This window comes from Geothrix sp. (assembly GCF_049292215.1).
Classification (GTDB): domain Bacteria; phylum Acidobacteriota; class Holophagae; order Holophagales; family Holophagaceae; genus Geothrix.
The window spans coordinates 94,090-116,868 of the sequence record NZ_JBATQW010000035.1; the positions used below are offsets into that span (position 1 = coordinate 94,090).

Here is a 22,779-nt window from a genome sequence, read left to right on the forward strand (position 1 = left end):
TTGTGACACAATAAAGCAAGCCCTTGACCTGGGCTGTGGAGGGTCTGTTCCGTGATGGAAGTTGTCAAATCTGTCGTACTTGTCACCTACTTCACGCTGCTCACCATCTTGAGCATCTATGGGGCGCACCGCCTCTGGATGCTGCTGCTCTACTACCGTCACAAGAAGGATGTGCCCCAGCCCGTGGGCGATGCGAGCTACCTCCCGATGGTCACGGTGCAGCTGGCCGTGTTCAACGAGATGAACGTCATCGAGCGGCTCATGGACTACGTCGTGAAGATGGACTGGCCCAAGGAGAAGCTTGAGATCCAGGTTCTGGACGATTCCACGGACGACACCGTGAAGGTCGCCAGTGCCGTGGTGGACCGCTACAAGGCGTTGGGCTTTGACATCCACTACCTGCATCGGACCGATCGCACGGGCTTCAAGGCCGGCGCACTGTCCGAAGGCCTCAAGGTCGCCAAGGGCGAGCTGGTGGCCATGTTCGACGCCGACTTCCTGCCCACCGTGGACTTCCTTCGCAAGGCCGTACCCCACTTCGCCGATGGCAAGGTCGCCTTCGTCCAGGGATGCTGGGCGCACCTCAACCGCGAGTTCTCTCTGCTGACCCAAGTGCAGGCCATCCTGCTCGACGGGCACTTCGTCTTCGAACACACCGCCCGTAACCGCTCCAAGGCCTTCTTCAATTTCAGCGGTACCGCCGGCATGTGGCGTGTGGCCGCCATCGCCGATGCCGGGGGCTGGGAGCACGACACCATCACCGAGGATGCCGACCTGTCCTACCGGGCCCAGCTCAAGGGCTGGAAGGGCGTCTACCTCAAGGATCTCGTCGTCCCTGCCGAGTTGCCCGTGGAGGTAAATGCCTTCAAGAGCCAGCAGCACCGCTGGGCCAAGGGCAACGCCCAGGTCATCCGCAAGCTCATGGTGACCATCTGGAAGTCCAATGAGAGCCTGCACACCAAGCTGGAGTGCTGGTTCCACCTCACGGCCAACTGCAACTACATGCTGATGGTGGTGCTCTCCGTCATCATGGTGCCCGCCATGGTCTTCCGGGCCGGCACGCCCGTGCACATCCTGCTACTGACCGACGGCCCCTTCTTCCTGCTGAATGCCGTCAGCGTGGGCCTCTACTTCGGTCTCTCCCAGAAGGAACTGACGGATAACACCGGCTGGACCAAACGCCTGAAATACATCCCCGGCCTCATGGGTCTGGGCATCGGCCTTGCCTTGAACCAGGCCAAAGCCGTGCTGGAAGGCTTCTTCACCGACGACAAGGAGTTCAAGCGCACCCCCAAGTATGGTGTGGACGCCAACGGCAACTCCGTCACCAAGCGGGCCTACAAGGTGCCCAAGAGCCTCATGACCTTCCTGGAGTTGGGCTTCGCCATCTATTACTTCGGTGCGGTGCTGGTGGCCATCTACATCCGCAAGTGGGCCTCCGTGCCCTTCCTCTGGCTGTTCTTCAGCGGCTTCTCCTACATGAGCATCCTGTCCCTGGCCGACGTGAAGCTGTTCCGCCGCCTGGCCATGGATGAGCCCGCCGACGACGCACAGAGCGCCTCGAACTTCGTTCAGTAGCCGAATCGTCCGATACGGGACCATGGCTCGTCCTGCGTCCCGTCCTGGTTCCTCCCGGCCCCGCGCTGCCGCGCTGCGGTATCGGCCGGAGGCTCCGTTCCAGGATGCGGCGCCCAGGCTCATTGCCAAGGGGCAGGGGCTCCTGGCCGAGCGCATCCTTGAACTGGCCAAGCAGCACGGCGTGTCGATCACCAAGGATCCGGACCTGCTGGCCGCCCTGGAACCTCTGGACCTGGACCGACTCATCCCACCTGACCTGTTCCAGGCCGTGGCCATCCTCCTTGCCGCCCTCTACCGGGCCAACAAGTCCCTTGCCCCTCCGGCGCCCTGACCCGAATGATCGATCTGCACTGCCACACCCTGCATTCCGACGGCACGGATACGCCCGAGAGGCTCGCCCTGCTCGGCGAGGCCGCCCACCTGTCGGCCCTCTGCCTCACGGACCACGACACCCTCGGGGGAATCCCCCAGTTTCTCGCCATGCAGCCCCAGGTAAAGGTGCGGCTCCTGGTGGGTACCGAGCTAAGCTGCCGCTTCCTGGGGCAATCGCTGCACGTTCTCGGGCTGCTGGTGGATCCGGATGATGCCGTGTTCCAGTCCAGGCTTGAGGATCTGCGCGGGCGCCGGGAGGACCGGAACCAGCGCATGCTCCTGCGCCTAGCGGAACTGGGGTGTCCCATCACACAGCAAGATGTCCAGGCCCAGGCGGATACGCCCCTGCTCTCCCGGGTCCATTTCGCCATGGCCCTGGCTGCCCGGGGCTTTGTCAGGCGTGCTCCGGAAGCCTTCGAGCGCCTCATCGGTGATGACTGCCCCGGTTTCGTGCCCCGGGATGAACTGAGCCCCACAGAGGCTGCCCGCTGGATCCGCGAGGCCGGCGGCGTGCCCGTGGTCGCGCACCCCGGCCGCTTCATCGGCGGTGGCTTCCGCTGGGACGATGCCATGGCGGACCTGCAACGGCAGGGACTCGAAGGTCTGGAAGCGTATTACGGCGAGTATCGCGCCTCCGAGCAGAAGTATTTCGTGACCCTGGCCGCCCGGCTCGGCATGGTGGTCACCGGCGGCAGCGACTACCACGGGGCCAACAAGCCCGGCCTGCGCCTGGGTCGCGGCCGAGGGGGCCTCCAGGTCCCCGATGACCTCCTCGATCGACTGGAAACCCAACAAAGAATTGGCCGTTACCACTGACTGCCGATAGGCTGGGAAGGCCGAGGCGTTCATGTCCAAACGGATCCTCCTGGTGGAGGACGACCCCATCAATGTGAAATTCATCCAGACCGTGCTCGCCAAGAAGGGCGGATACGAGGTGCTGGTATCGGAAGAAGTGGATGAGATCCTCCGCCTGGCCCAGGAGGCTGACCTGGCGGCCATCATCATGGATGTGAGCCTTTCCCGCTCCAGCTACGAGGGCCACAAGGTGGACGGCATCTTCATCACCCAGCTTTTGAAGAAGGACCCAGCCACGCGTGACATTCCGGTCCTGTTGGCCACGGCCCACGCCATGTTCGGTGACCGCGAGAAGTATCTCGAGCTCACCGGGGCCGAAGGCTACATCGCCAAGCCGATCCATGACCCCGCCACCTTGATCGCGGCCGTCAGAGCCGTCATCGAGCCCTGATATGGTCCTAAAAGCGCCGCCCATCGCCGCCTTCCGGCTGCTGCTTGAATACGATGGCAGCCGCTTCCAGGGCTGGCAGCGGCAGGGTCCCAAGCAATCGCGGGAAGGCGTGCGCACCGTGGCGGGCAGCCTCGAGCACGCCCTCCACGAGGCCGGCCTCCACCTGGTGTATCTCGGTGGGGCGGGCCGGACGGATGCCGGCGTCCATGCGCTCGGTCAGGTCGCCCACCTCCATCTGGAGGCCAAGGGAGCCCCTCGCCCCGGGGAATTGAGGCGCCTCATGGACGGTGCATTGCCCCAGGACATCGCCGTCCGCGATGTGCGCACCTGCCCCCCCCGCTTCCACGCCCGCCATGACGCCGTGGATCGCACGTATCTCTACCAGATCAGCCCCAGGCGCAGCGCCTTTGGCAAACCCTGGATCTGGTGGGTGAAACGCAACCTGGATCTCGACCGGCTCAGGCATGCCTGGTCCGCCTTCGAGGGCGACCAGGATGTGGCCGCCTTCGCCGACCTGGATGCAGAAGAGGATGGCCGGGCCCGCATGCTCCGCTGCGAAGTCGCTGAATCCGGTTCACTCGTCCTGCTCCGGGTCCGTGCCACGCACTTCTATCGCCGCCAGGTGCGCCGCATGGTCGGCGCCTCCGTGGCCTGTGCCCTGGGCGAGGAGGAACCCCGACGGGTGCTGGAGGACCTCCGGAATCCCACCGAAGCCGCCAACCTCTACTGGGGCGCGAAGGCCGCGCCTTCCTCGGGCCTGTTCCTGGAAGCCGTGCGCTACTCCGGAGACCCTGAGCCCGGACCGCCGAGGCCCACCCTCTTCATCCCCTGAGGTCGCCCACATGCTCACCCGCGACGAAGCCTGGCAGCTGCTCTGCGACTGGACGCCCTCCGAAAAGCTGCGCACCCACGCCCGGGCCGTGGAGCTGGTGATGCGGGACCTTGCCACGGGCCTGGGCCAGGACGTGGAACGGTTCGGCCTGGCGGGGCTGCTGCATGATGCGGACTACGACTCGTGGCCGGCCGAGCATCCCATCCGCATTGTCGCCTGGCTACGGGAACGGGGCGACGAGGACCTGGCCCACGCGATCAGCGCCCACTACACCCGGTGGAACGTCCCCTACGAGAGCCTGCTGGACAAGGCCCTGTTGGCCTCGGACGAGATCACCGGCTTCATCATGGCCTGTGCCCTGGTGCGTCCCACCCGCACCGAGGGCCTGGAACCCAGGAGCGTGAAGAAGAAGCTCAAGGACAAGGCCTTCGCCGCCGGCGTGGACCGCCATGAAGTGGCTGAAGGCCTGCGGATGCTGATCGGGGCCGTGGGCGGTACCGAAGATGAGCACCTGGCCCGCATCATCGGGGTGCTGCACGAACACGGGGCAGAGCTGGGCCTGGCCTAGGGTACGAAGGCCTCACCCACGACCTCGGCGACCCGCTTCCGGCGCAGGATCAGGGTGCGGAGGTACTCCTGCTTGTCCAGGATGGCCCTTCGGCGCTGGGCCTCGTCCGGCTGGAGTCTGGGGCCTTCGATCGCATCGGAAAGCTTTTCCAGGTCGGCGCGGACCCGTGCCTCTGCGGCCGCCACCCGGATCACTCGGATCTCCCTGCGGGGGGCGGGGGCACCCCAGTTGTTCTCGGTCCAGAGCGGTTCGACCGAGCATTCGGCCACCACCACTCGGTCCCGGCCATCCAGCTCAGGCCGGCGTTCAAAGCGGACCTTCAGCGCCGCCCCATCGCGATTGTCCCCCCCGGCCACGGGAAAGAGGTCCGCCCGGTACATGCGGTCCTGGTTGCTGATGAAGTTCCCCAGCGAATAGGCCACCAGGGCCTTCCGGCCACCTGATTCCAGCAGCTCCAGCGGCTGGAGCACATGGGGATGGTGCCCCAGGAGGAGATCGCAGCCCGCAGCCACCAGGGCCCGGGCGATGTCCTTCTGGCGTCGGGTGGGTGCGTGCTGGTATTCATTGCCCCAGTGGAGGCTCACCACCACCAGGTCGGCCTGCCCCTTGGCTTCCCGGACTGCCTGCAGGGCGGGTTCGAGGTCGAGGGGACGCACCCAGGGCTCCGAGGCGCGACGGTTCAGGTCGAGGTTGAAGAGGTCCGTGAAGCCGAGAAACGCCACTTTGATGCCATGGCGTTCCAGGACCTGAAGATGTTCTGCCCGGGCCCGGTCCTCGCCGCTCCCGACGGCCACCAGCCGCTCAGCCCTGAGCCGCTCCAGGGTCTCTCGCACACCCGTGGCTCCCTGGTCGAAGGCATGGTTGTTCGCCGTGGACAGGATCGTGAAGCCGCTGGCCCGCAGCGCCGCGGGCAGCGCCTCGGGTGCATTGAACTGGAAGGGCACCCCCGGCCTGCCAGTTCGCGGGGCGATAGGCGTTTCCAGGTTGCCGAAGGCCAGATCCGCCTCCTTGAACAGAGGGATCAGGTCGCTCCAGAGGGAGGGGAGCCCCTCGGGGTCCAGCTCGGCGGACCGCTTCACGTCCTGGTGCATCAGGATGTCGCCCACGGCCACCACCGTGAGGCTCGCCGGGGGCGGGGCTGGTGCTTCCACTTTCCGCGAGCGGCAACCGACCAGGCCGAGCCCCACCAGGAGCGCGGTACCGAGGTGGAGCTGACGCATCAGGCCCATTCCTCCGGACCGTAGTAGACCTCGACGGGCAGCCCCGGCAGTCGGCCGCGCAGGCTCGCCGCGATGGCATCCATCTCCAGGTGCCAGAGGGGCCTGGCATCCGGCTCCGGAGTCGGGCGGGCCACCGTGTAGAGCTGGACAGCCTGTAGCTGCCCACCATTGGCGAGGATGTGCTCCAGCCGCTCGCAGTAGGCCTCGAGCTCGGCCTCGCTCGGGCCCTGCCCTTTCCAGTCGAGGAACAGGGTCTGGATCACGATGGGCCAGCGGCGGGCTGTGGCCAGCAGGTTGTCGAGGATGCGCTGGAAGGGGACTTGGCTCCGGCAGATCTCCTGGTAATAGGTCTCTGTTCCCGCATCCAGTTTGGCCCACACCTCGCCATGGTGGGCCATGAGGGTCTCCAGGCCCGCCACCACATTCGGTGCTTGGAGCCGGCTGGAATCGGTGATCAGCACCAGCTTCACAAGTTCTAGACCCCGCTGCACCTTCAGTCGGGCCACCCGCTGCACCACCTCTGCAAACTCCAGCGCAGTCGTGGGCTCACCATCCCCGCTGAAGGCGATGTCGTTGAGGCGGCGCTGCTCCGGCCGCGCGGAGTCGAAGGGCGGGATCTGGTAGATCTCGCCGCTGGTGGTCAGGTCGAGAAGCAATCCCAGCTCTTGTTCCAGAAGTTGCAGGTCCAGATCCCTCCGCTTGGGGGGAATGACCCGATCCACCTCGCAATAGACGCAATCGAAATTGCAGACTTTGTCCGGGTTCAGGTTGACCCCCAGGCTGACCCCTCTGCTCCGGCGGGAGATCACGGGGTAGCAGAAGTCGAAGTCCCGCCACACGCGCCGATGATCCAGGTGGGCCTTGATGAGATCGGTCATGCCACCAGCATACGCGATTCAGGACCAGTCCGCCCGCAACCCAGAAGGCCCATCGTGAGTCCCAGCCGAGGCCTGGACCATGTCCGGCTTCCAGAGAATGGGCTCCGGTCGGAGGACTTCGTCCACCGCCACCATTACGAATTCTCCGCTGGTAACATCCCGCCGGCGATCGGACACGGGCTCATAGACCTGCACGTTGATCCGGAGGGTCATGCTCGAGGTTCCCTGATGGGCGATGGCCGCGAAGAATTCGATGATCTCCCCGGCCCGCACGGGGCTGTGGAAACGGAGCTCGGACACCTTCAGCGTGAGGAAACGCCGGTTGCGGGACATGAGCGACGCCGTGATGCCGGCCACCTTGTCCATGCGGGCCATCATGTCCCCGCCGAACATCGCCTCGTTCAGGGCGATGTCCATGTTCAGGACCATTTCGCGGGATATGAGCATTTCAAAATCATGAACCACGAAGACCACAAAGACCACGAAGAAAGGAGGTGATTACCGCTCCCCTTCGTGGTCTTCCTATCTTCGTGGTTAGAGTTTTATCTCATTTATTTCAGCCGCTCGGCAAGGGCCTTGCCCATGTCGGCGGGGCTCTGCACCACGGTGATGCCCGCGGCGGTAAGGGCCTTCATCTTCTCGGCGGCGGTGCCCTTGCCACCCGAGATGATGGCGCCCGCGTGGCCCATCCGGCGGCCTGGAGGGGCCGTCTGGCCGGCGATGAAGGCCACCACGGGCTTCGTGACGTACTGCTTCACGAACTCCGCAGCCTCCTCCTCGGCGCTGCCGCCGATCTCGCCGATCATGATGATGGCGTGGGTGTCCGGATCATCCTGGAAGAGCCGCAGGGCATCGATGTGGCTGGTGCCATTGACGGGATCGCCGCCGATGCCGATGCAGGTGCTCTGGCCGATGCCGAGCGCCGTGAGCTGCCCCACAGCTTCATAGGTGAGCGTGCCAGAGCGGCTGACCACGCCCACGTGACCCTGCTTGTGGATGCGGCCAGGCATGATGCCGATCTTGGCCAGGCCGGGGCTGATGATGCCCGGGCAGTTGGGGCCGATGAGCCGGCTCTTGGGGTAGTCTGGGAGGACGCGCTTGACCTTCACCATGTCGAGGACGGGGATGCCCTCGGTGATGCAGACGATGAGCTCGATGCCTGCTTCCAGGGCCTCGAGGATGGCGTCCGCCGCGCCCACGGGGGGCACGAAGATCATGGTGGCGTTGGCGCCGGTCTTGGCGACGGCATCCTGGACGGTGTTGAAGACCGGGAAGCCTTCGATCTCGGTGCCGCCCTTGCCGGGGGTGACGCCGCCGACCACGTTGGTGCCGTAGTCGCGGGAGCCCTTGGCGTGGAAGAGGCCTTCGCGACCGGTGATGCCCTGAACAATCAATTTGGTGTGGTTGCCCACGAGAACAGCCATGTCATACCTCGCAAAAATGGTCTCTGTCGGGTTCCGTGGATGGGCTATTTGATGGAGGCGACCACCTTTTCGGCGGCATCCTTCAGGTCGGCGGCGACGATGAGGTTCAGGCCGCTCTCGGCCAGGATCTTCTTGCCCTCTTCGACGTTGGTGCCTTCCAGCCGCACGACCACCGGCACTTTGATGCCGATTTCCTTCGCGGCGTTGACGATGCCCGCGGCGACCACATCACAGCGCATGATGCCGCCGAAGATGTTCACCAGCACGGCCTTCACGGCGGGATCCTGGAGGATGATCCGGAAAGCGTTCTTCACGGCATCCTCGGTGGCTCCACCGCCGACATCCAGGAAGTTGGCCGGGGAACCGCCGTGGTACTTGATGATGTCCATGGTGCCCATGGCCAGGCCCGCGCCGTTCACCATGCAGCCGATCTGGCCATCCAGCTTGATGAAGTTCAGGTTGAACTTGCTGGCGGCGATCTCCTCCTCGGCTTCCTCGTTGAGGTCGCGGAAGGCCAGCACGTCCGGGTGGCGAAACAGTGCGTTGTCGTCAAAGCCGATCTTCGCGTCCAGGGCGGTGACCTCACCCGTCTTGGTGATCACCAGGGGGTTGATCTCCACCATGGAGCAGTCCTTCTCCATGAAGAGCCGGTAGAGGTTCTGGAGGAAGACCACGCCCTGCTTGAAGGTATCGCCTTCGAGGCCCAGGGCGAAAGCCACCTGGCGGGCCTGGAAGCCGCAGAGGCCCAGGGCCGGATCCACGGCCACCTTGACGATCTTCTCGGGGGTCTTCTCCGCGACCTCCTCGATCTCGACGCCGCCCTCGGTGGAAGCGAGGATGGTCACCCGGCTGGAGCCGCGATCCACCAGGAAGCTCAGGTAGAGCTCCCGGGCGATGTCCACGGGCTTGGAAATGAACACCGTGTGAACCTTGCGTCCCTCGGCCCCGGTCTGCTTGGTGATCAGCTGCATGCCGAAGATGGCCTTGAACAGGTCGGCCGCCTTGTCGGGATCGTTCGCGAACTTCACGCCCCCGCCCTTGCCGCGGCCACCGGCATGGATCTGGGCCTTCACCACACTGGCGCCACCGTATTCCTTGGTGATCATGCGGGCCTCTTCCGCGTCCTGGGCGACCTTGCCGTCCGGCGTGGCCACCTTGTAGAGCCGAAGGAGTTCCTTGGCTTGGTATTCGTGGATGTTCATGCTCGCTCCAGGTAGGGTCGATCAACAGTCTACAAGCTGCGTGCCCAAGCCCGAACCCTGAAGGCTGTGACCCGTGGCATCCTTTGAAGCTGGGGAAATACCGCCATGGCCCAACTGGATCGTCTGCTCACCCAGGTCATCACCAAGGCAGGCAGCCGCCTGGAGGTGAAGGCCGACAAGAAACCCCGCCTCGAAATGAAATCGGGCGAAGCCATCGACCTGCTGCCAAATCCACTGCCGACCGTGATGGTGGACGTGCTGGCCGGGGACGTGGTCCCTCCGGAACTGAAGGCCACTTGGCAGAAGGATGGCCAGGCCGAGTTCGACTACGACCTGGCCGGGCAATCCTTCCGCATCCGCCTCAGCCGGTATATGGACCTGCCCCAGATCCAGGCGGAGCACCAGGGTCCCTCGCGTGCGTCGGCCGTTCCCACCCCCAAACCCGCCGCAGCCGTGGAGGTGGCACCCGCCCCGAAAGGGCCAGGGGCGGCAGCCGCCCCCGCCCCTTCGACGCCGCCCCGGCCAGAGACTCCCAGGACCGTACCCATGACCCGCAAGGCCCAGACCCACCCCTTGGCCGAGAGGCTCTTCGCCGCCCTGGTGGAGCGGCAGGGCTCCGACCTGCACTGCACCACCCACGAACCCCCATTGGTGCGCATCCATGGCGACATGAAGGAGCTGGAAGGCTTCGACAGCCTGGACCCGGCCACCCTCCTAGAGATGATGGAGGCCCTGGCCACCCCCGCCATCTGGCAGCGCTTCGAAGAGCACCACGACGCCGACTTCGCCTACAGCTACGAAGCCGGCGGCTGCCGGCTCCGGGTCAACTACTTCCACGACCGGGTCGGCCCGGGGCTGGTGTGCCGGGTCATTCCCAACCAGCTGCCCGACCCCGACCGGCTGGGCCTGTCCGATCCCGTTCGCCGGCTGGCCACCCTGTCCAAGGGACTGGTCCTGGTCACCGGCCCCACCGGCAGCGGCAAGTCCACCACCCTCGCGGCCATCGTAGACCTCGCCAATCAGAAGCGGCGGGACCACATCCTGACCATCGAGGATCCCATCGAGTTCGTGCATCCCCGCAAGGGCTGCCTGGTGAACCAGCGGGAGGTGGGCACCCACACAGACAGCTTCAAGAGCGGCCTGCGTGCGGCCCTCCGCGAGGACCCCGACGTGGTCCTGGTGGGCGAGATGCGCGACCTGGAGACCATCGCCATCGCCCTGGAGACGGCCGCGACGGGGCATCTCGTCTTCGGCACCCTGCACACCAGCAGCGCCATCGGCACCATCGATCGCATCGTGGACCAGTTCCCTTCTGACCGGCAGCAGCAGATCCGCGTGATGCTGGCGGACGCGCTCAAGTGCGTAGTCAGCCAGGTGCTGCTGAAGCGGATCGGAGGCGGTCGGGTGGCGGCCCTGGAGACCCTCTTCGTGACCCCGGCCATCGCGAATCTCATGCGCGAAGGAAAGAACTTCCAGATCCCCAGCGCCATGCAGACCGGCCGCAGCTATGGCCAGCGCCTAATGAACGACGCCCTGGTCGAGCTGATCCAGGGACGCAAGGTGGAGCCCATGGAGGCCTACCTCAAGTGCCCCGACAAGGAGAGCTTCATCGCCTCCTGCAAGCGGGCTGGCATCCCCTTCGACCTGCGGCTGGGGGAAGCGGACGCCTGAGCTTCTACATGCTCCGCGACAGCAGAGCCTCGGGAATCTCTCGCAGCAGCTCCCCGGTGGTGGAGTCACCCTGCAGCCCCACCACGTGGGCCACGGCGTTTGCCGAGGCCCGCGTGGCCAGGTCCCGGGTCTCGGCAAGCGCATCGTGCCTGTCGATGAGGGCGCGGAGCTTGACCTCCTCCGCCTCGGGAATGGGCACCTCCTCACCCCGGTCCCAGATGGTCCGGATCAGGGGCCGCACCTCGTCCGGCGCCTTCTCCAGCAGCGTGAGCATGGGCAACGTCAGCTTCCCCTCGCGCAGGTCGCTGAAGGCGGGCTTGCCCAACTGGGCGCTGGTGGCGGTGTAGTCCAGCAGGTCGTCGACGAGCTGGAAGGCCCGGCCCACCTCCAGGCCGTAGGCCCGCATGGCCAGGCAGTCGGATTCGCTCCGGCCGGTGAGGACCGCGCCGGTTTCAGTGCAGCCACTGAAGAGGAGGGCCGTCTTCCGTTCCTGGATGTCGAAGTAGTCCTTGCGGCTGGTGTCCAGCTTGAAGAGGACGTCGTTCTGGATGAGTTCGCCCTCGATCATGCGGGTGGTGACCTCGGCGAAGATCTCCATCATCCGCCAGCTGCGGCAGGCGATGGCCTCGCCCATGGCCACCAGGTAGAGAACGTCACCGAAGAGCACGGTGAGCGTATTGCCCCAGAGGCGGTTGAGCGTGGGCATCCCCCGCCGCAACTGGGCGTGGTCGATGACATCGTCGTGCACCAGGGTGGCCGTGTGGATCAGCTCGAACACCGCCCCGAAGCGGACGTCATCCTCGTTCTGCACGCCGCAGAAGCGGGAGGAGAGCAGCACCAGGGCCGGACGGAGGCGCTTGCCCTGCCCGCCCCGGACGTGATCCGCCAGCTTCTGGACGACCTCCACATCGCTCTGCAGGATGCGCTGCAGCTCTGCCTCCACCCCCGCCAGCTTGGGGGCAATGGGGAGGAAGTAGCGGGAGAGGTCCAGACGCGACAAATCAGCCTCTGTAATTCGTGAACTGCAGGTCCAGCCCCTGGTCATCCTTCTTGAACAGGGCGATGACCTCCTGGAGGTCGTCCCGGCTCTTGCCGCTGACGCGCAGCTGGTCGCCCTGGATGCTGGCCTGCACCTTGATCTTCGAATCCTTGATGGCCTTGATGAGCCCCTTCGCCTTCTCCACCGGAATGCCCTGCTGGATGGTGACCTCCTGGCGGACGCTGCCCTTCGCCGCAGGCTCGAGCTTGCCGTAGGTCATGCTGCGGATGCTGACGCCGCGCTTGTGCAGCTTGGTCTGCAGCACGTCGATGACAGCCTTGAGCTTCACCTCGTCGTCGCTGCTGAGGACGAGCACCTTGTCATCCTTCAGCTCGATCTTCGAGACCGAGCCCTTGAAGTCAAAGCGCTGGCCGATCTCCTTCATGGCCTGGGAGACGGCGTTCTTGACTTCGTCCAAGTCCACCTTGCACACGACGTCGAAGGAACATTCGCTGGCCATGGGGCGCTCCTCATTGGAATCCGTCGTTCAGACTAACGCCTAAATCCGCATGGAATCAAGGCTTGGCGCCACCGCCAAGGCTCCTGAAGAAGGCCACAGTGCTGAGGCGGAAGCCCACCAGCATTACAGCCTCGTCCTTGCCGTGGGCCCCCTTATTGACGGAGCCCTCCATGTAGAAATCGCCGCTGGCCCCCTGGGAGCCGAACTGCGTGAGCACCACCCGGCCCCGCATGTAGATCCGGTCCTGATAGCGGAACAGGGGATCCCGGAGGTATGACCACTCTGCGAAAGATCCCTTGAAGGCCCCTTCCTCCTGGCGCGTGGTGACCCCCACCTTGAACCGGTTCCGGAACTCGTCCCGGGAGGTGGTGGTGAGATCCGACTGGTTCACAGGCTGGCTGAAGCCCACCACCCCGGCCGACCCCACCACACCCCAGCTCACCCGTTCGGTCAGGGTCTTCATCCACCAGAGCCCCACCTCCCCCCGGAAATGGCCGCTCGAGGTGATGACGTTGAGGGTCTCCGAAGTCTCGAAGCTGGAGGACTGGAAGGCCAGGGTGCTGAACACCTCCCACCAGGTGTCCTGGGCCGGACGCCGAAAGGTCTGCCGGATGTCCAGGGCCACGAAGGGGCGGGACTTGGAGAAGAAGGAGCCCTTCTGGTCCTGCTCGCTGAACAGGCTGGAGAACTGGAAGCCGCCATACAGGTCCACCTTGAGCTCATCCGCATCCAGCTTCAGGGGGTCATCCTCCCAGCGCCTCCGGGCAATGACCTTGTCCATCTCGCGGAACTCGGCCAGCATCCGGGCCTGACCATCGACCAGAGCCTGGGCCTGGGGTAGGTTCGCGGAGCCCTCCCGTTCCAGCGTATTCCGCAGGGACTGGGCCTGTAGAAGGCCCCGCTCCACTTCGAAGATGCGCACCTGGAGCTCCCGCTGCTTGGTGCGCAGGGCCTTGAAGAATGGGTTCCGGTCTGGAGGAGCCAGGGCGCGGACTGCGGCGTCCAGCTCGGCTTCGAAGTGGGCATTGGGAGCCCCGGCGATCTGGCAGGCGGGGATGGTCGGCACGGGGGCTTCCGCCACCAGGAAGGACGCCACGAGGATCAAGCAGTAGGGGCGGATCACCTCAGGCCTCCAGGCGGCGAAGCAGGTCGGGCCAGCCATCCCAGAGGCTCAGGAACTGGAAGGCCGCCAGGACCAGGGCATGGTGGATCGAACCACGCTGCATGAGGCCATGCCATTCCGGCCAGGAATAGGCCCAGACCTGGAGTTCCTCCGCCGGATCCAGCTCGAGGTCCCCGGCCGGGTCACAATCCATCGCCAGGAAGGTGTGGCAGCGGTTGTTCTGGGTGGCGGGGTTGGGGGTGCAGGCACCCAGGGGCACCCAGTGCTCGGACACGAAGCCCGTCTCCTCCCGCAGTTCGCGCTGGGCCGCCTCGGCTGGGGTCTCACCCGCGTCGCAGCCGCCCCCGGGGATCTCCAGGGTGGCCGCGTCGATGCCATGCCGGAACTGTTCGACCACGAGCAGCTCTCCGGTCCGGGTGAAGGCCACCACATTGACCCAGTCGGGGCCCTGGAGGCGGTAGAAGGCATGCTCCCGGCCTGTGTGCGGGCTCCGCCGCTGGGCGACGATCTGGCGGAAGAGCCTGGAATCCTGCCGCACGCTCTCCGACTCCTGCACCCAGGGGACAGCCGGATCGAACCCCTCGGGATGGCGATGGAGGAGCCTCATCAGTACCTCGGCACCGATGGGTCCAGCCGGCTGTAGGCATCGATGCCGCCCGCGAGGTGCGCCAGATCTGTGAAGCCCGCTCCCTTCAGGAACCTCAGGGCCTGCAGGCTGCGCATGCCGTGGTGGCAGTAGGCAGCCAGGGGGCGGTTCGGGTCAAGCTCTCCAACGCGGTCTGCCAGGTCGCCCAGAGGGATGAGCAGCGCCCCGGACAGGTGGGCCCGGTCATACTCCCATGGCTCCCGGACATCGAGGATCTGCACAAGGGCGGGATCCAGGGACCGGAAAGCGGCCGCGTCGAGGTGGGGGCCGGCCTCAAACATGGGACAACCCCTCCCGGTTCATGACCCGGCTGCAGATGTGGTGCGTGATGATGTCAAGCGCCGTGCGGTTCTCCACCCCGGTGGGGACGATCAGGTCGGCCCAGCGCTTGCTCGGTTCGACGAACTCCAGGTGCATGGGCCGGACGCTATTCTCGTACTGATCCATGACGCTCTCCAGGCTCCGCCCCCGCTCGCGGGTGTCCCGCCGGATGCGTCGCATGATCCGGATGTCGGCGTCGGTGTCCACGAAGACCTTCACGTCCAGCAAGTCCCGGAGCTCCTGCAGAGCAAAGAGGAGGAGACCTTCCAGAATGACTACCTGGCCGGGGGGGATCGGTTCCTCCCAGCCGGTGCGATCCGAGAGGGTGAAATCGTACCGGGGCTTGCGGATGGATTCCCCCCGGTGCAGTGCCGATAGATGGGCGGCCATCAGCTCAAGGTCGAAGGCATGGGGGTGGTCCCAGTTGACGGGCCTCCCGTCGAACCGTCCCTTCACCACCTCCAGCGGGGCGTAATAGGCATCCATGTCCAGCAACATCGCGGCGACCCCCTGCTCCCGCAGCCGCTTGACCAGCTCGGCCGCCACGGAGGTCTTGCCGCTGCCGGACCCCCCCACGATGCCCACCAGCATCGGCCTGTCCGTCATGACGACCTCCCTTGGGTCCTATGCTACTTCAAGCCGGGCCTCGCCTCTGCTATGGTTCGGACCATGCGCCATCGTCGCTTCGCCCCTGCCCTGGCCCTCCTGCTGCTGGCCGCCGGCTGCAGCTCCGAGGACCCCAGGCTGCCGGCCAACCTCTACGAGGAGGCACGGAAGCTCAATGTGGAGGGCCGGAGCCTCGAAGCCCGCGCAATGATGAACCAGCTGACCGCCCGCTATCCCGAATCCGAGGCCGCCCAGCAGGCGAAGCGGGACCTCTACCTCATCGAGGCCTTCGTGAACCGGGACATCGCCGACCGCCAGAAGCAGGTTCGCGCTGCCATGAAGCGCATCACCGACGCGCTGATCCGCTACCGGACCAAGCGCAGCGAGTATCCCCTGACCATGGGGGAGCTGGTTCCGGAATACCTCGACCAGGTGCCCGAGGCGCCATGGGGCCACCCCTTCCTCTACCGCCCCTTCGTCACCCGCCCCATCGAGGACCTCCAGGTCAAGCGGGGACCCGCGCGGCAGAAGTTCAACACCAAGTTCGACGGCTACTACCTGCTCTGCCTGGGCACGGACCTACAGCCCGGGGGCGAGGGCATGGCCGCCGATGTCCTCATAAAGGATGGGGTCCCCTTGAATGAGAGCGCCTTCCCGCCCATCCCGCAGCCGCAACCGATCCGATAATCCTCAGGCCTCAGTGGCGCTCGGCTTCACCGGCGCAAAATATAAGGGCGCCTTGGGCGCCCTTACAGAGGACTCAGGACAGAAGCCTACTTCACTCTCCAATCCAGGATGACCTTCCCGCTCTGCCCGCTCCGCATGGCGTCAAAGCCCTTCTGGAAGTCGTCGATGCCGAAGTGGTGAGTAATGACGGGGGTGATGTCCAGACCGCTCTGGACCATGGCGGCCATCTTGTACCAGGTCTCGAACATCTCCCGGCCGTAGATCCCCTTCAGGATGAGCCCCTTGAAGATCACCTGGCTCCAGTCCACCGCGCAGTCACCGGGCAGGATACCCAGTAGGGCGATGCGGCCCCCGTGGTGCATGGCCTCCAGCATGGATTCGAAGGCGTTGCGGTTGCCGCTCATCTCCAGGCCCACGTCGAAGCCCTCGGTCATGCCCAGGTCCTTCATGACCTCGGGGAGCCTCTTCGTCATGGGGTTCACGGCCACGGTGGCGCCCATCTTCCGGGCCAGGTCGAGCCGGTACTCGTTCACGTCCGTGATGACCACGTGCCGGGCCCCCACGTGCTTGGCGATGGCCACGGCCATGATGCCGATGGGACCGGCGCCGGTGATCAGCACATCCTCGCCCACCAGATCGAAGCTGAGGGCTGTGTGGGTGGCGTTGCCGTAGGGATCGAAGATGGCGGCCACGTCATCGGGCACGTTGTCGGGCACCTTGAAGACATTGAAGGCGGGAAGAGAGAGATACTCCGCGAAGGAACCGGTGCGATTCACGCCCACGCCGAAGGTGTTGCGGCAGAGGTGGCGCTTGCCCGCGCGGCAGTTGCGACAATGCCCGCAGGTGATGTGCCCTTCGCCGCTGACGCGATCCCCCGGCTGGTAGCCCTCCACCTCGGTGCCCACCCGCTCGATGACGCCGACATACTCGTGGCCCACCACCATGGGCACGGGGATGGTCTTCTGTGCCCACTCGTCCCAGTTGTAGATGTGGACGTCGGTGCCGCAGATGGCACTCTTGTGGACCCGGATCAGCACATCGTTGGGTCCCACCTCCGGCATGGGGACCTCCCCCATCCAGATGCCTTCCTCGCGCTTGGTCTTCAACAGGGCTTTCATCGGTTCCTCCAACCGGATCATTTCATCATCAAGAGCAAGCCGGACCAACTTTTGCCGTTCCAGCCTTGACGATTCGTGAAGAGGACCGATAAGGTTCTACCAGGTAACCCATGACCCTTTCCCCCCTGCGGCCCAACCGCAATACCAATCGGCTCCCTCGCGCGAATCGCGCGTGGGCCGGCAAGGGTCTCTCCTAAGATTCCTGACACCCCGGACCACCCCGATTCGCGAAGGCGGATCGGGGTTCTTTCTTTTTGGAGTTTCCATGTGCGGCATCGTCAGCATCCTCAACCTGGATCCGGTCAAGTCCCCCCTGGCCGACCTGCGCCGACAGGCGCTGGCCATGGCCCGCAAGATCCGCCACCGGGGCCCGGACTGGAGCGGCATCTTCAGCGATGACCGCGCGATCCTCGTCCACGAGCGCCTCTCCATCGTGGACGTGGAGCACGGGGCCCAGCCGCTGATCGACACCCTCAAGGGCACGGTGCTGGCGGTGAACGGCGAGATCTACAATCACCAGGAACTGCGCCACGGCCTGCGGGAGAGCCACGACTTTCAGACCCTCTCGGACTGCGAAGTGATCCTCTACCTCTACGACGAACTCCAGCCCCGCGACTTCCTCAACCGCATGAACGGGATCTTCGCCTTCGTGCTCTACGATCCCAAGCGCGAGACCTACCTCATCGCCCGGGATCCCATCGGCGTCATCCCCCTCTACGTGGGCTGGGACCGCCACGACCACCTGTATGTGGCCTCCGAGATGAAGGCCCTGGTAGGCCACTGTGAGCGCATCCGCGAAGTGCCGCCAGGCCACTACTTCCTGGGCCACGAGGCCGACAAAGGGTTCCAGCGCTACTACGAGCCTGACTGGGCCGCCCCGGGCCATGTCCCCTCGGACCCCTACGATCCCGTGAAGCTTCGCGCGGCGTTGGAGGCCGCCGTGCGGCGCCAACTCATGTGCGACGTGCCCTACGGCGTGCTGATCTCAGGCGGCGTGGACTCGTCGCTCATCTCGGCCATCGCCGCCCAATACCGGGAAGGGCGCGTAGAAGAGGGCGGCTCGGCCCCGGCTTGGTGGCCCCGCATCCACTCCTTCGCCATCGGCCTGAAAGGCGCGCCGGACCTAGCGCCGGCCCGCCTGGTCGCCGAGCACATCGGCGCCATCCACCATGAGATCCACTTCACCGTTCAGGAGGGCCTGGATGCCCTCTCCGATGTGATCCACCACATCGAGAGCTTCGACGTGACCACCATCCGGGCCTCGACGCCTATGTACCTCCTCATGCGGAAGATCCGGGCCATGGGCATCAAGATGGTGCTGTCCGGCGAGGGCGCGGACGAGATCTTCGGCGGCTACCTCTACTTCCACAAGGCACCGGACGGGCCGGAGTTGCACTTCGAGACGGTGCGGAAGCTCCAGAAGCTTCACCTCTACGACTGCGCCCGGGCCAACAAGTCCAGCGCCGCCTGGGGCGTGGAGGCCCGCGTCCCCTTCCTGGACCGGGAATTCCTGGACGTGGCCATGCGCATGGATCCTTCCGTGAAGCTGCCGAGGAACGCCGCCCGCCCCCGCCCCATCGAGAAGTGGCCCCTCCGCCATGCCTTCGACGGCTTCATCCCCGACGAGGTGCTCTGGCGCCAGAAGGAACAGTTCTCCGATGGCGTGGGCTATGCCTGGATCAACGCCCTCAAGGCCACGGCCGAACGGGAGATCAGCGACGGCATGATGGCGGGGGCTGCGGAGCGCTTCCCGGTGAAGACGCCGGAAACCAAGGAGGCCTATTTCTACCGGCAATTCTTCGAACATCACTTCCCCAGCGCCACGGCGGTCAACTGCGTGCCCTACGAGCGCAGCGTGGCCTGCAGCACCGAGACGGCCCTGCGGTGGGACGCTTCCTTCGCTAAGCTGACCGACCCTTCCGGCCGGGCCGTCATGGACATCCACGACCAGGGCTACCAGGAACCTGGGAAGGCGTGAGGCCAGGGCGGAGCCGCGCTATCATGCCCCACACCGGATTCCGCCCATGACCCCGCTCCCCGAGAAACGCCGCTTCCGCCGCGTCCCCATCGCCTACGAGGTGAAGCTCATCGTCGAGGACCGTATCATCAGCTTCCCCTCGGCCATCGATCTCAGCCTGGGGGGCATCCTGGTGGATGGACGTAGCCCTTTGCCGGTCGGCACCAGCTGTGGCCTGGCCATCCTGCTCGGGGCGGGGGAGCCCGGGAAGCGGATCGTGACCCGAGGCATGGTCGTCAGGGTGGACGAACGCGGCGTCGCCATTGCTTTCTCCAGGAACCTCGAGCCCGCCAGCGCCGAAGCCCTCAAGCTCCTCATCCATTCCCTGGACCCCCTGGCCGAAGAGCCCAGGGACCAGTAGGCACAGACTGTGGAGATGATGATGCTGGCCCCCGAGACGTCCCTGGCCCACCTCCTGGACCGGCTCAAGCCCGGATCGTCCCGGCACGCCGACATCGTCGACAGCTGGGAGCCCCCGGCCTTCGAGGACTACGACGCCATCCGCCTCTGGCTGAGGGATTCCGTCATGAGCGCCACGATGTTCGAGCGGTTTCCCGATGGGCGCTGGACCATCCAGCTGCTGCTGAAGGAACAGAACCCTGGCACCTATCGGTACATCGTGCTTTGACCCGGATGCCGCAGCCCATGCCCTCCAAGCTCAGCGCCACCTCCGTCCGCATGCTCGCCCTGGCCGGGCTCGCGGGCTTGGCGGCCCTGCTATCCAATGCCCTCCTCCCTGCCTCCCGCCGCCTGCCCTGGTCGGGTTTCCGCCCCTCCAACCCGGTCGCACCTCCCGGGAAGGCGGCACCTCCCGATCCGCCAACGCCTGCCGTGGCACCAGCCCAGCCGCTGAACACGACCCGTCCCACGCAGCCTGTGGCCTTCCCCACGCCCCGGCCAAGTGTCGAGGCACTACTACCGCCCGCCGTTCCGGCAAGTCCCATCCGGGAAATCAGTGGTCCGGAGGCCTGGAAGGCCTTCCAGGCCGGCCAGCCCTTTCTGGACGCCCGCCGGAGCGAGGACTTCGCCGTCGGCCATGTCGCCGGGGCTTGGTGCGCTCCGGTGTGGGAGGCGGATCTGGAGGATCGGCTCCTCTCCTTCAAAGCCTCGCGACGACCCGGCCCTGAGGATCCCATCGTCATCTACTGCAGCGGCGGGGACTGCCGGGACTCCCACCTGCTTGCAGCGAGGCTTCTGAACGAGGGTTACTTCCATCTGCTCATCTATCGGGACGGGTTTCCCGACTGGCTCGCCGCGGGCCATCCCGTCGCGAAGGGCCAGCCATGATGCGCTGGCTCCTGCATGCGAGGGTGACCCAGGCCGCTCGGGTTCTCCTCGGCCTGGTCTTCGTGGCGGCGGCCCTGCCCAAGCTCGCCGACCCACCAGGCTTCGCCAAGGCCATCTGGGGTTACGGGCTGTTCCCCGCCTGGAGCCTGAGTCCCCTGGCCCTCATCCTGCCATGGCTGGAACTGGCCTGCAGCATGGCTCTCTGCCTCGGCTTCTGGATCCGGGCGGCCGCCCTGTGGATCGGGGCGCTGCTCCTGTCGTTCTGCCTGGCCCTGGGCATCAACCTGGCCCGCCACCGTCCAGTGGACTGCGGTTGCTTCGGCGCCGCGGTCCACCGGACCGAGGCCGAGCAACTGGCCGACATGCGCTGGTCCCTAGCCCGGGATGCCGCCCTGGGGCTGCTGGTGATCCAGCTGCTCTGGTCCACCCGGCCAAGGCGAGCGGAACCATCAAGTCCGGCCGACGGCCAGCAGGTCTGAAGCCCAATCCAGCCACAGGCCCGCCGCAGAGTCAGGGCCCAGATCGCGGGAGAGCTGGTCCTGGTTAGGTTCGGGGAGGGACAGGACCGGAAGGCCGGGCATCCCGTAGGCGATGGCGCACATCATGAAGCGGGCGGCCTCTCCCAGGGTGACGACCTTGAGGCGCTCCATGGAGCGGCTCCAGCAGGCCTCCGTCAGGGTCTCGAGCCGGTGGATGTTCCAGGGGTGGACCACATGCCTGAAGTCCACGTTTCCGTGGTCTGGCCTGAAGCCTGCGTAGGTCATGGCCAAGCCTAGAGTGCGAGGTGGGGCCGCATCCCAGAAGCCCCCGCGGCCCAGGGTGAACGCCATGTCCTTCTTGTGCAGCAGCCCTGCCCGTCCCAGGGCCTGCCAGACGAGGTAGCCACCGGCCTGATCGTCCTCCCAGAAAGGGGCCGGCCGTTGGAGCGAGGCATCGGTGGCGAAGCCTCCCACCACGAGGATCAGGATCGGCCCCTTTTCTGGGAACAGGATGGGGAGGTTCAGCGGCTTGAAGGTCCGGCGCTCGTCCGTCAAGGAGTGGCCGCCACCAGGATGCCGTCGGTCCTGGCCAGGAGCCCCGGCATGGGTCATGACCAGGCGGGAGCCTGCCTCGGTGGCCTCCACCTGGAGGCGGCCCAATTCCAGCCTGGCGACGATCTCCTCGAAGGTGTACTCCGCCGTGTCGTGCGGCGAGGGCTCGCGCTTGGGCGGGAAGGTCAAGGCAGCTCCGGGGATTCCCAGAAACCTTGCGCCCAAGCCCTCCCAGTGGCAAGCCCCTGTCTGTGCCGATCTAGGAAATCACGCCCAGTTCGCGCCCCACCTTGGTGAAGGCTTGAATGGCGTGGTCCAGGTCGGCGCGGGTATGGGCGGCGCTCATCTGGGTGCGGATGCGGGCCAGGCCCTTGGGCACCACGGGGAAGAAGAAGCCGATGACGTAGACACCCTCATCCAGCAGGCGCTTGGCGAATTCCTGGGCCAGGGGGGCCTCGTAGAGCATGACGGGCACGATGGGGTGCTCGCCTGGCAGCAGCTTGAAGCCAGCCTTCTCCATGCCGGCCCGGAAGTAGTGGGCGTTCTCATGGACCTGCTTGATGAGGCCCTGGCTGTTCTTGAGGAGGTCCAGCACCTTCAGGGTGGCGGCCACGATGGTCGGGGCCACGGAATTCGAGAATAGGTAGGGTCGGGCCTTCTGCCGCAGCCAGTCGATGGCCACCTGCTTCCCAGCGATGTAGCCGCCGGAGGCGCCGCCCAGGGCCTTGCCGAAGGTGCCGGTCATGAAGTCCACCCGGCCCATGACGCCGCAGTGCTCGTGGGTGCCCCGGCCGTTGACCCCCATGAACCCCACCGCGTGGCTGTCATCCACCATCACCATGGCACCGTACTTTTCCGCCAAGTCGCAGATCTCGCCCAGCTTGGCGATGTAGCCATCCATGCTGAACACCCCATCGGTCACCACCAGCTTGAAGCGGGCGCCAGCCTCGTCGGCGGCCTTCAACTGGGCTTCCAGGTCGGCCATGTCGGAGTTGGCGTAGCGGAAGCGCTTGGCCTTGCAGAGGCGGATGCCATCGATGATGGAGGCGTGGTTCAGGGCATCGCTGATGATGGCGTCCTCCTCACCCAGCAGCCCCTCGAAGATGGCGCCGTTGGCATCAAAGCAGGAGGAATAGAGCTGGGTGTCCTCGAAGCCCAGGAAGGTCGCCAGCTTCTGCTCCAGCTCCCGGTGGATGTCCTGGGTGCCGCAGATGAACCGCACCGAGGCCATGCCAAAGCCGTGGGCGTCCATCACCCCCTTGGCCGCCTGGATGACCTCAGGATGGTTGGCCAGACCCAGGTAGTTGTTGGCGCAGAGGCAGACCACGTCGCGGCCGTTGGCCTTCATCTGGGGCTGCTGGGGTGAGGTGATCACCCGCTCGGTCTTGAAGAGGCCAGCCTCTTTCAGCAGCTTAAGCTCGCGGTGGAGGTGGGTCAGGTAGGCGGAACTCAA

General features: G+C 65.7%; 27 protein-coding genes. 13 read left to right on the plus strand and 14 right to left on the minus strand.

Annotated elements, in window-relative coordinates; all coding sequences use genetic code 11:
* Window positions 1-54 precede the first annotated feature (54 nt).
* Genes WAS25_RS06645 through WAS25_RS06670 form a run of 6 tightly spaced genes read left to right on the plus strand, consistent with a single transcriptional unit; the run spans window position 55 to window position 4,596 of the window.
* Window positions 55-1,578, plus strand: a complete 1,524-nt coding sequence (locus WAS25_RS06645; protein ID WP_422310732.1) for a cellulose synthase family protein — start codon at window positions 55-57, stop codon at window positions 1,576-1,578.
* Window positions 1,579-1,600: 22 nt separating this feature from the next.
* Window positions 1,601-1,909, plus strand: coding sequence for an EscU/YscU/HrcU family type III secretion system export apparatus switch protein (locus WAS25_RS06650; RefSeq protein ID WP_422310733.1), 309 nt, complete (start codon window positions 1,601-1,603; stop codon window positions 1,907-1,909).
* A gap of 5 nt (window positions 1,910-1,914) precedes the next feature.
* Entirely contained in the window at window positions 1,915-2,766 is an 852-nt protein-coding gene (locus WAS25_RS06655) for a PHP domain-containing protein (RefSeq protein WP_422310734.1), read from the plus strand.
* A 31-nt stretch (window positions 2,767-2,797) separates the two neighbouring features.
* Window positions 2,798-3,196 carry a response regulator gene (locus WAS25_RS06660; RefSeq protein WP_422310735.1) on the plus strand — a complete coding sequence of 133 codons (399 nt, stop codon included), beginning with the start codon at window positions 2,798-2,800 and terminating at the stop codon, window positions 3,194-3,196.
* 1 nt (window position 3,197) lies between these two features.
* On the plus strand, window positions 3,198-4,028 hold the full coding sequence (locus tag WAS25_RS06665; protein ID WP_422310736.1) for a tRNA pseudouridine synthase A: 831 nt from the start codon (window positions 3,198-3,200) through the stop codon (window positions 4,026-4,028).
* 10 nt (window positions 4,029-4,038) lie between these two features.
* Window positions 4,039-4,596: an HD domain-containing protein gene (locus tag WAS25_RS06670; RefSeq protein ID WP_422310737.1), complete on the plus strand. Its 558-nt coding sequence runs from the start codon at window positions 4,039-4,041 to the stop codon at window positions 4,594-4,596.
* Here the strand turns inward: WAS25_RS06670 and WAS25_RS06675 are convergent.
* The 5 genes from WAS25_RS06675 to sucC form a co-directional block, all read right to left on the minus strand.
* Window positions 4,593-5,816 (minus strand): CapA family protein, encoded by a 1,224-nt coding sequence (locus WAS25_RS06675; protein WP_422310738.1) that lies wholly within the window; start codon window positions 5,814-5,816, stop codon window positions 4,593-4,595. The two genes, WAS25_RS06670 and WAS25_RS06675, sit on opposite strands and share 4 nt — an antisense overlap.
* Window positions 5,816-6,694 carry a radical SAM protein gene (locus tag WAS25_RS06680; protein ID WP_422310739.1) on the minus strand — a complete coding sequence of 293 codons (879 nt, stop codon included), beginning with the start codon at window positions 6,692-6,694 and terminating at the stop codon, window positions 5,816-5,818. The genes WAS25_RS06675 and WAS25_RS06680 overlap by 1 nt, the downstream gene beginning before the upstream one ends.
* Before the next feature lie 18 nt (window positions 6,695-6,712).
* Window positions 6,713-7,141, minus strand: a complete 429-nt coding sequence (locus WAS25_RS06685; RefSeq protein ID WP_422310740.1) for an acyl-CoA thioesterase — start codon at window positions 7,139-7,141, stop codon at window positions 6,713-6,715.
* Window positions 7,142-7,245: 104 nt separating this feature from the next.
* Complete coding sequence (sucD, locus tag WAS25_RS06690; protein WP_422310741.1) at window positions 7,246-8,118, minus strand: succinate--CoA ligase subunit alpha; 873 nt, start codon at window positions 8,116-8,118, stop codon at window positions 7,246-7,248.
* Between the two features lie 44 nt (window positions 8,119-8,162).
* Window positions 8,163-9,320: an ADP-forming succinate--CoA ligase subunit beta gene (gene sucC / locus WAS25_RS06695; RefSeq protein ID WP_422310742.1), complete on the minus strand. Its 1,158-nt coding sequence runs from the start codon at window positions 9,318-9,320 to the stop codon at window positions 8,163-8,165.
* A gap of 105 nt (window positions 9,321-9,425) precedes the next feature.
* On the opposite strand from sucC, the gene WAS25_RS06700 reads away from it, so the two are divergent.
* Complete coding sequence (locus WAS25_RS06700; protein ID WP_422310743.1) at window positions 9,426-10,991, plus strand: type IV pilus twitching motility protein PilT; 1,566 nt, start codon at window positions 9,426-9,428, stop codon at window positions 10,989-10,991.
* Window positions 10,992-10,995: 4 nt separating this feature from the next.
* On the opposite strand, the gene WAS25_RS06705 is transcribed toward WAS25_RS06700, so the two are convergent.
* Genes WAS25_RS06705 through udk form a run of 6 tightly spaced genes read right to left on the minus strand, consistent with a single transcriptional unit; the run spans window position 10,996 to window position 15,186 of the window.
* On the minus strand, window positions 10,996-11,991 hold the full coding sequence (locus WAS25_RS06705; protein WP_422310744.1) for a polyprenyl synthetase family protein: 996 nt from the start codon (window positions 11,989-11,991) through the stop codon (window positions 10,996-10,998).
* A gap of 1 nt (window position 11,992) precedes the next feature.
* Window positions 11,993-12,490, minus strand: a complete 498-nt coding sequence (locus WAS25_RS06710; protein WP_422310745.1) for a YajQ family cyclic di-GMP-binding protein — start codon at window positions 12,488-12,490, stop codon at window positions 11,993-11,995.
* Between the two features lie 55 nt (window positions 12,491-12,545).
* Window positions 12,546-13,613 carry a hypothetical protein gene (locus WAS25_RS06715; RefSeq protein ID WP_422310746.1) on the minus strand — a complete coding sequence of 356 codons (1,068 nt, stop codon included), beginning with the start codon at window positions 13,611-13,613 and terminating at the stop codon, window positions 12,546-12,548.
* Between the two features lies 1 nt (window position 13,614).
* Window positions 13,615-14,220, minus strand: a complete 606-nt coding sequence (locus tag WAS25_RS06720) for an NUDIX hydrolase (RefSeq protein ID WP_422310747.1) — start codon at window positions 14,218-14,220, stop codon at window positions 13,615-13,617.
* On the minus strand, window positions 14,220-14,540 hold the full coding sequence (locus tag WAS25_RS06725) for a rhodanese-like domain-containing protein (RefSeq protein WP_422310748.1): 321 nt from the start codon (window positions 14,538-14,540) through the stop codon (window positions 14,220-14,222). The genes WAS25_RS06720 and WAS25_RS06725 overlap by 1 nt, the downstream gene beginning before the upstream one ends.
* Window positions 14,533-15,186 carry a uridine kinase gene (udk, locus tag WAS25_RS06730; protein ID WP_422310749.1) on the minus strand — a complete coding sequence of 218 codons (654 nt, stop codon included), beginning with the start codon at window positions 15,184-15,186 and terminating at the stop codon, window positions 14,533-14,535. Before udk ends, WAS25_RS06725 begins: the two co-directional genes overlap by 8 nt.
* Window positions 15,187-15,249: 63 nt before the next feature.
* Between udk and WAS25_RS06735 the strand changes: the two genes are divergently transcribed.
* On the plus strand, window positions 15,250-15,873 hold the full coding sequence (locus WAS25_RS06735; RefSeq protein ID WP_422310750.1) for a hypothetical protein: 624 nt from the start codon (window positions 15,250-15,252) through the stop codon (window positions 15,871-15,873).
* An 86-nt stretch (window positions 15,874-15,959) separates the two neighbouring features.
* Here the strand turns inward: WAS25_RS06735 and tdh are convergent, their stop codons facing one another.
* The gene (gene tdh, locus WAS25_RS06740; protein WP_422310751.1) at window positions 15,960-16,991 is read right to left on the minus strand and encodes an L-threonine 3-dehydrogenase; all 1,032 of its coding nucleotides are present in this window, start codon (window positions 16,989-16,991) and stop codon (window positions 15,960-15,962) included.
* A gap of 265 nt (window positions 16,992-17,256) precedes the next feature.
* Between tdh and asnB the strand changes: the two genes are divergently transcribed.
* From asnB to WAS25_RS06765, 5 genes are read left to right on the plus strand one after another with little or no spacing between them, the layout of a single operon-like run.
* Window positions 17,257-18,969, plus strand: coding sequence for an asparagine synthase B (asnB, locus tag WAS25_RS06745; protein WP_422310752.1), 1,713 nt, complete (start codon window positions 17,257-17,259; stop codon window positions 18,967-18,969).
* 46 nt (window positions 18,970-19,015) lie between these two features.
* Window positions 19,016-19,369 carry a PilZ domain-containing protein gene (locus WAS25_RS06750; protein WP_422310753.1) on the plus strand — a complete coding sequence of 118 codons (354 nt, stop codon included), beginning with the start codon at window positions 19,016-19,018 and terminating at the stop codon, window positions 19,367-19,369.
* Window positions 19,370-19,390: 21 nt separating this feature from the next.
* Window positions 19,391-19,636, plus strand: a complete 246-nt coding sequence (locus WAS25_RS06755; protein WP_422310754.1) for a hypothetical protein — start codon at window positions 19,391-19,393, stop codon at window positions 19,634-19,636.
* Between the two features lie 17 nt (window positions 19,637-19,653).
* Window positions 19,654-20,295, plus strand: a complete 642-nt coding sequence (locus tag WAS25_RS06760; RefSeq protein ID WP_422310755.1) for a rhodanese-like domain-containing protein — start codon at window positions 19,654-19,656, stop codon at window positions 20,293-20,295.
* Complete coding sequence (locus WAS25_RS06765) at window positions 20,292-20,774, plus strand: MauE/DoxX family redox-associated membrane protein (protein ID WP_422310756.1); 483 nt, start codon at window positions 20,292-20,294, stop codon at window positions 20,772-20,774. The genes WAS25_RS06760 and WAS25_RS06765 overlap by 4 nt, the downstream gene beginning before the upstream one ends.
* Here WAS25_RS06765 and WAS25_RS06770 read toward each other — a convergent pair.
* The gene (locus WAS25_RS06770) at window positions 20,745-21,515 is read right to left on the minus strand and encodes a hypothetical protein (RefSeq protein WP_422310757.1); all 771 of its coding nucleotides are present in this window, start codon (window positions 21,513-21,515) and stop codon (window positions 20,745-20,747) included. The two genes, WAS25_RS06765 and WAS25_RS06770, sit on opposite strands and share 30 nt — an antisense overlap.
* A gap of 70 nt (window positions 21,516-21,585) precedes the next feature.
* On the minus strand, window positions 21,586-22,779 hold the full coding sequence (locus tag WAS25_RS06775; RefSeq protein ID WP_422310758.1) for a glycine C-acetyltransferase: 1,194 nt from the start codon (window positions 22,777-22,779) through the stop codon (window positions 21,586-21,588).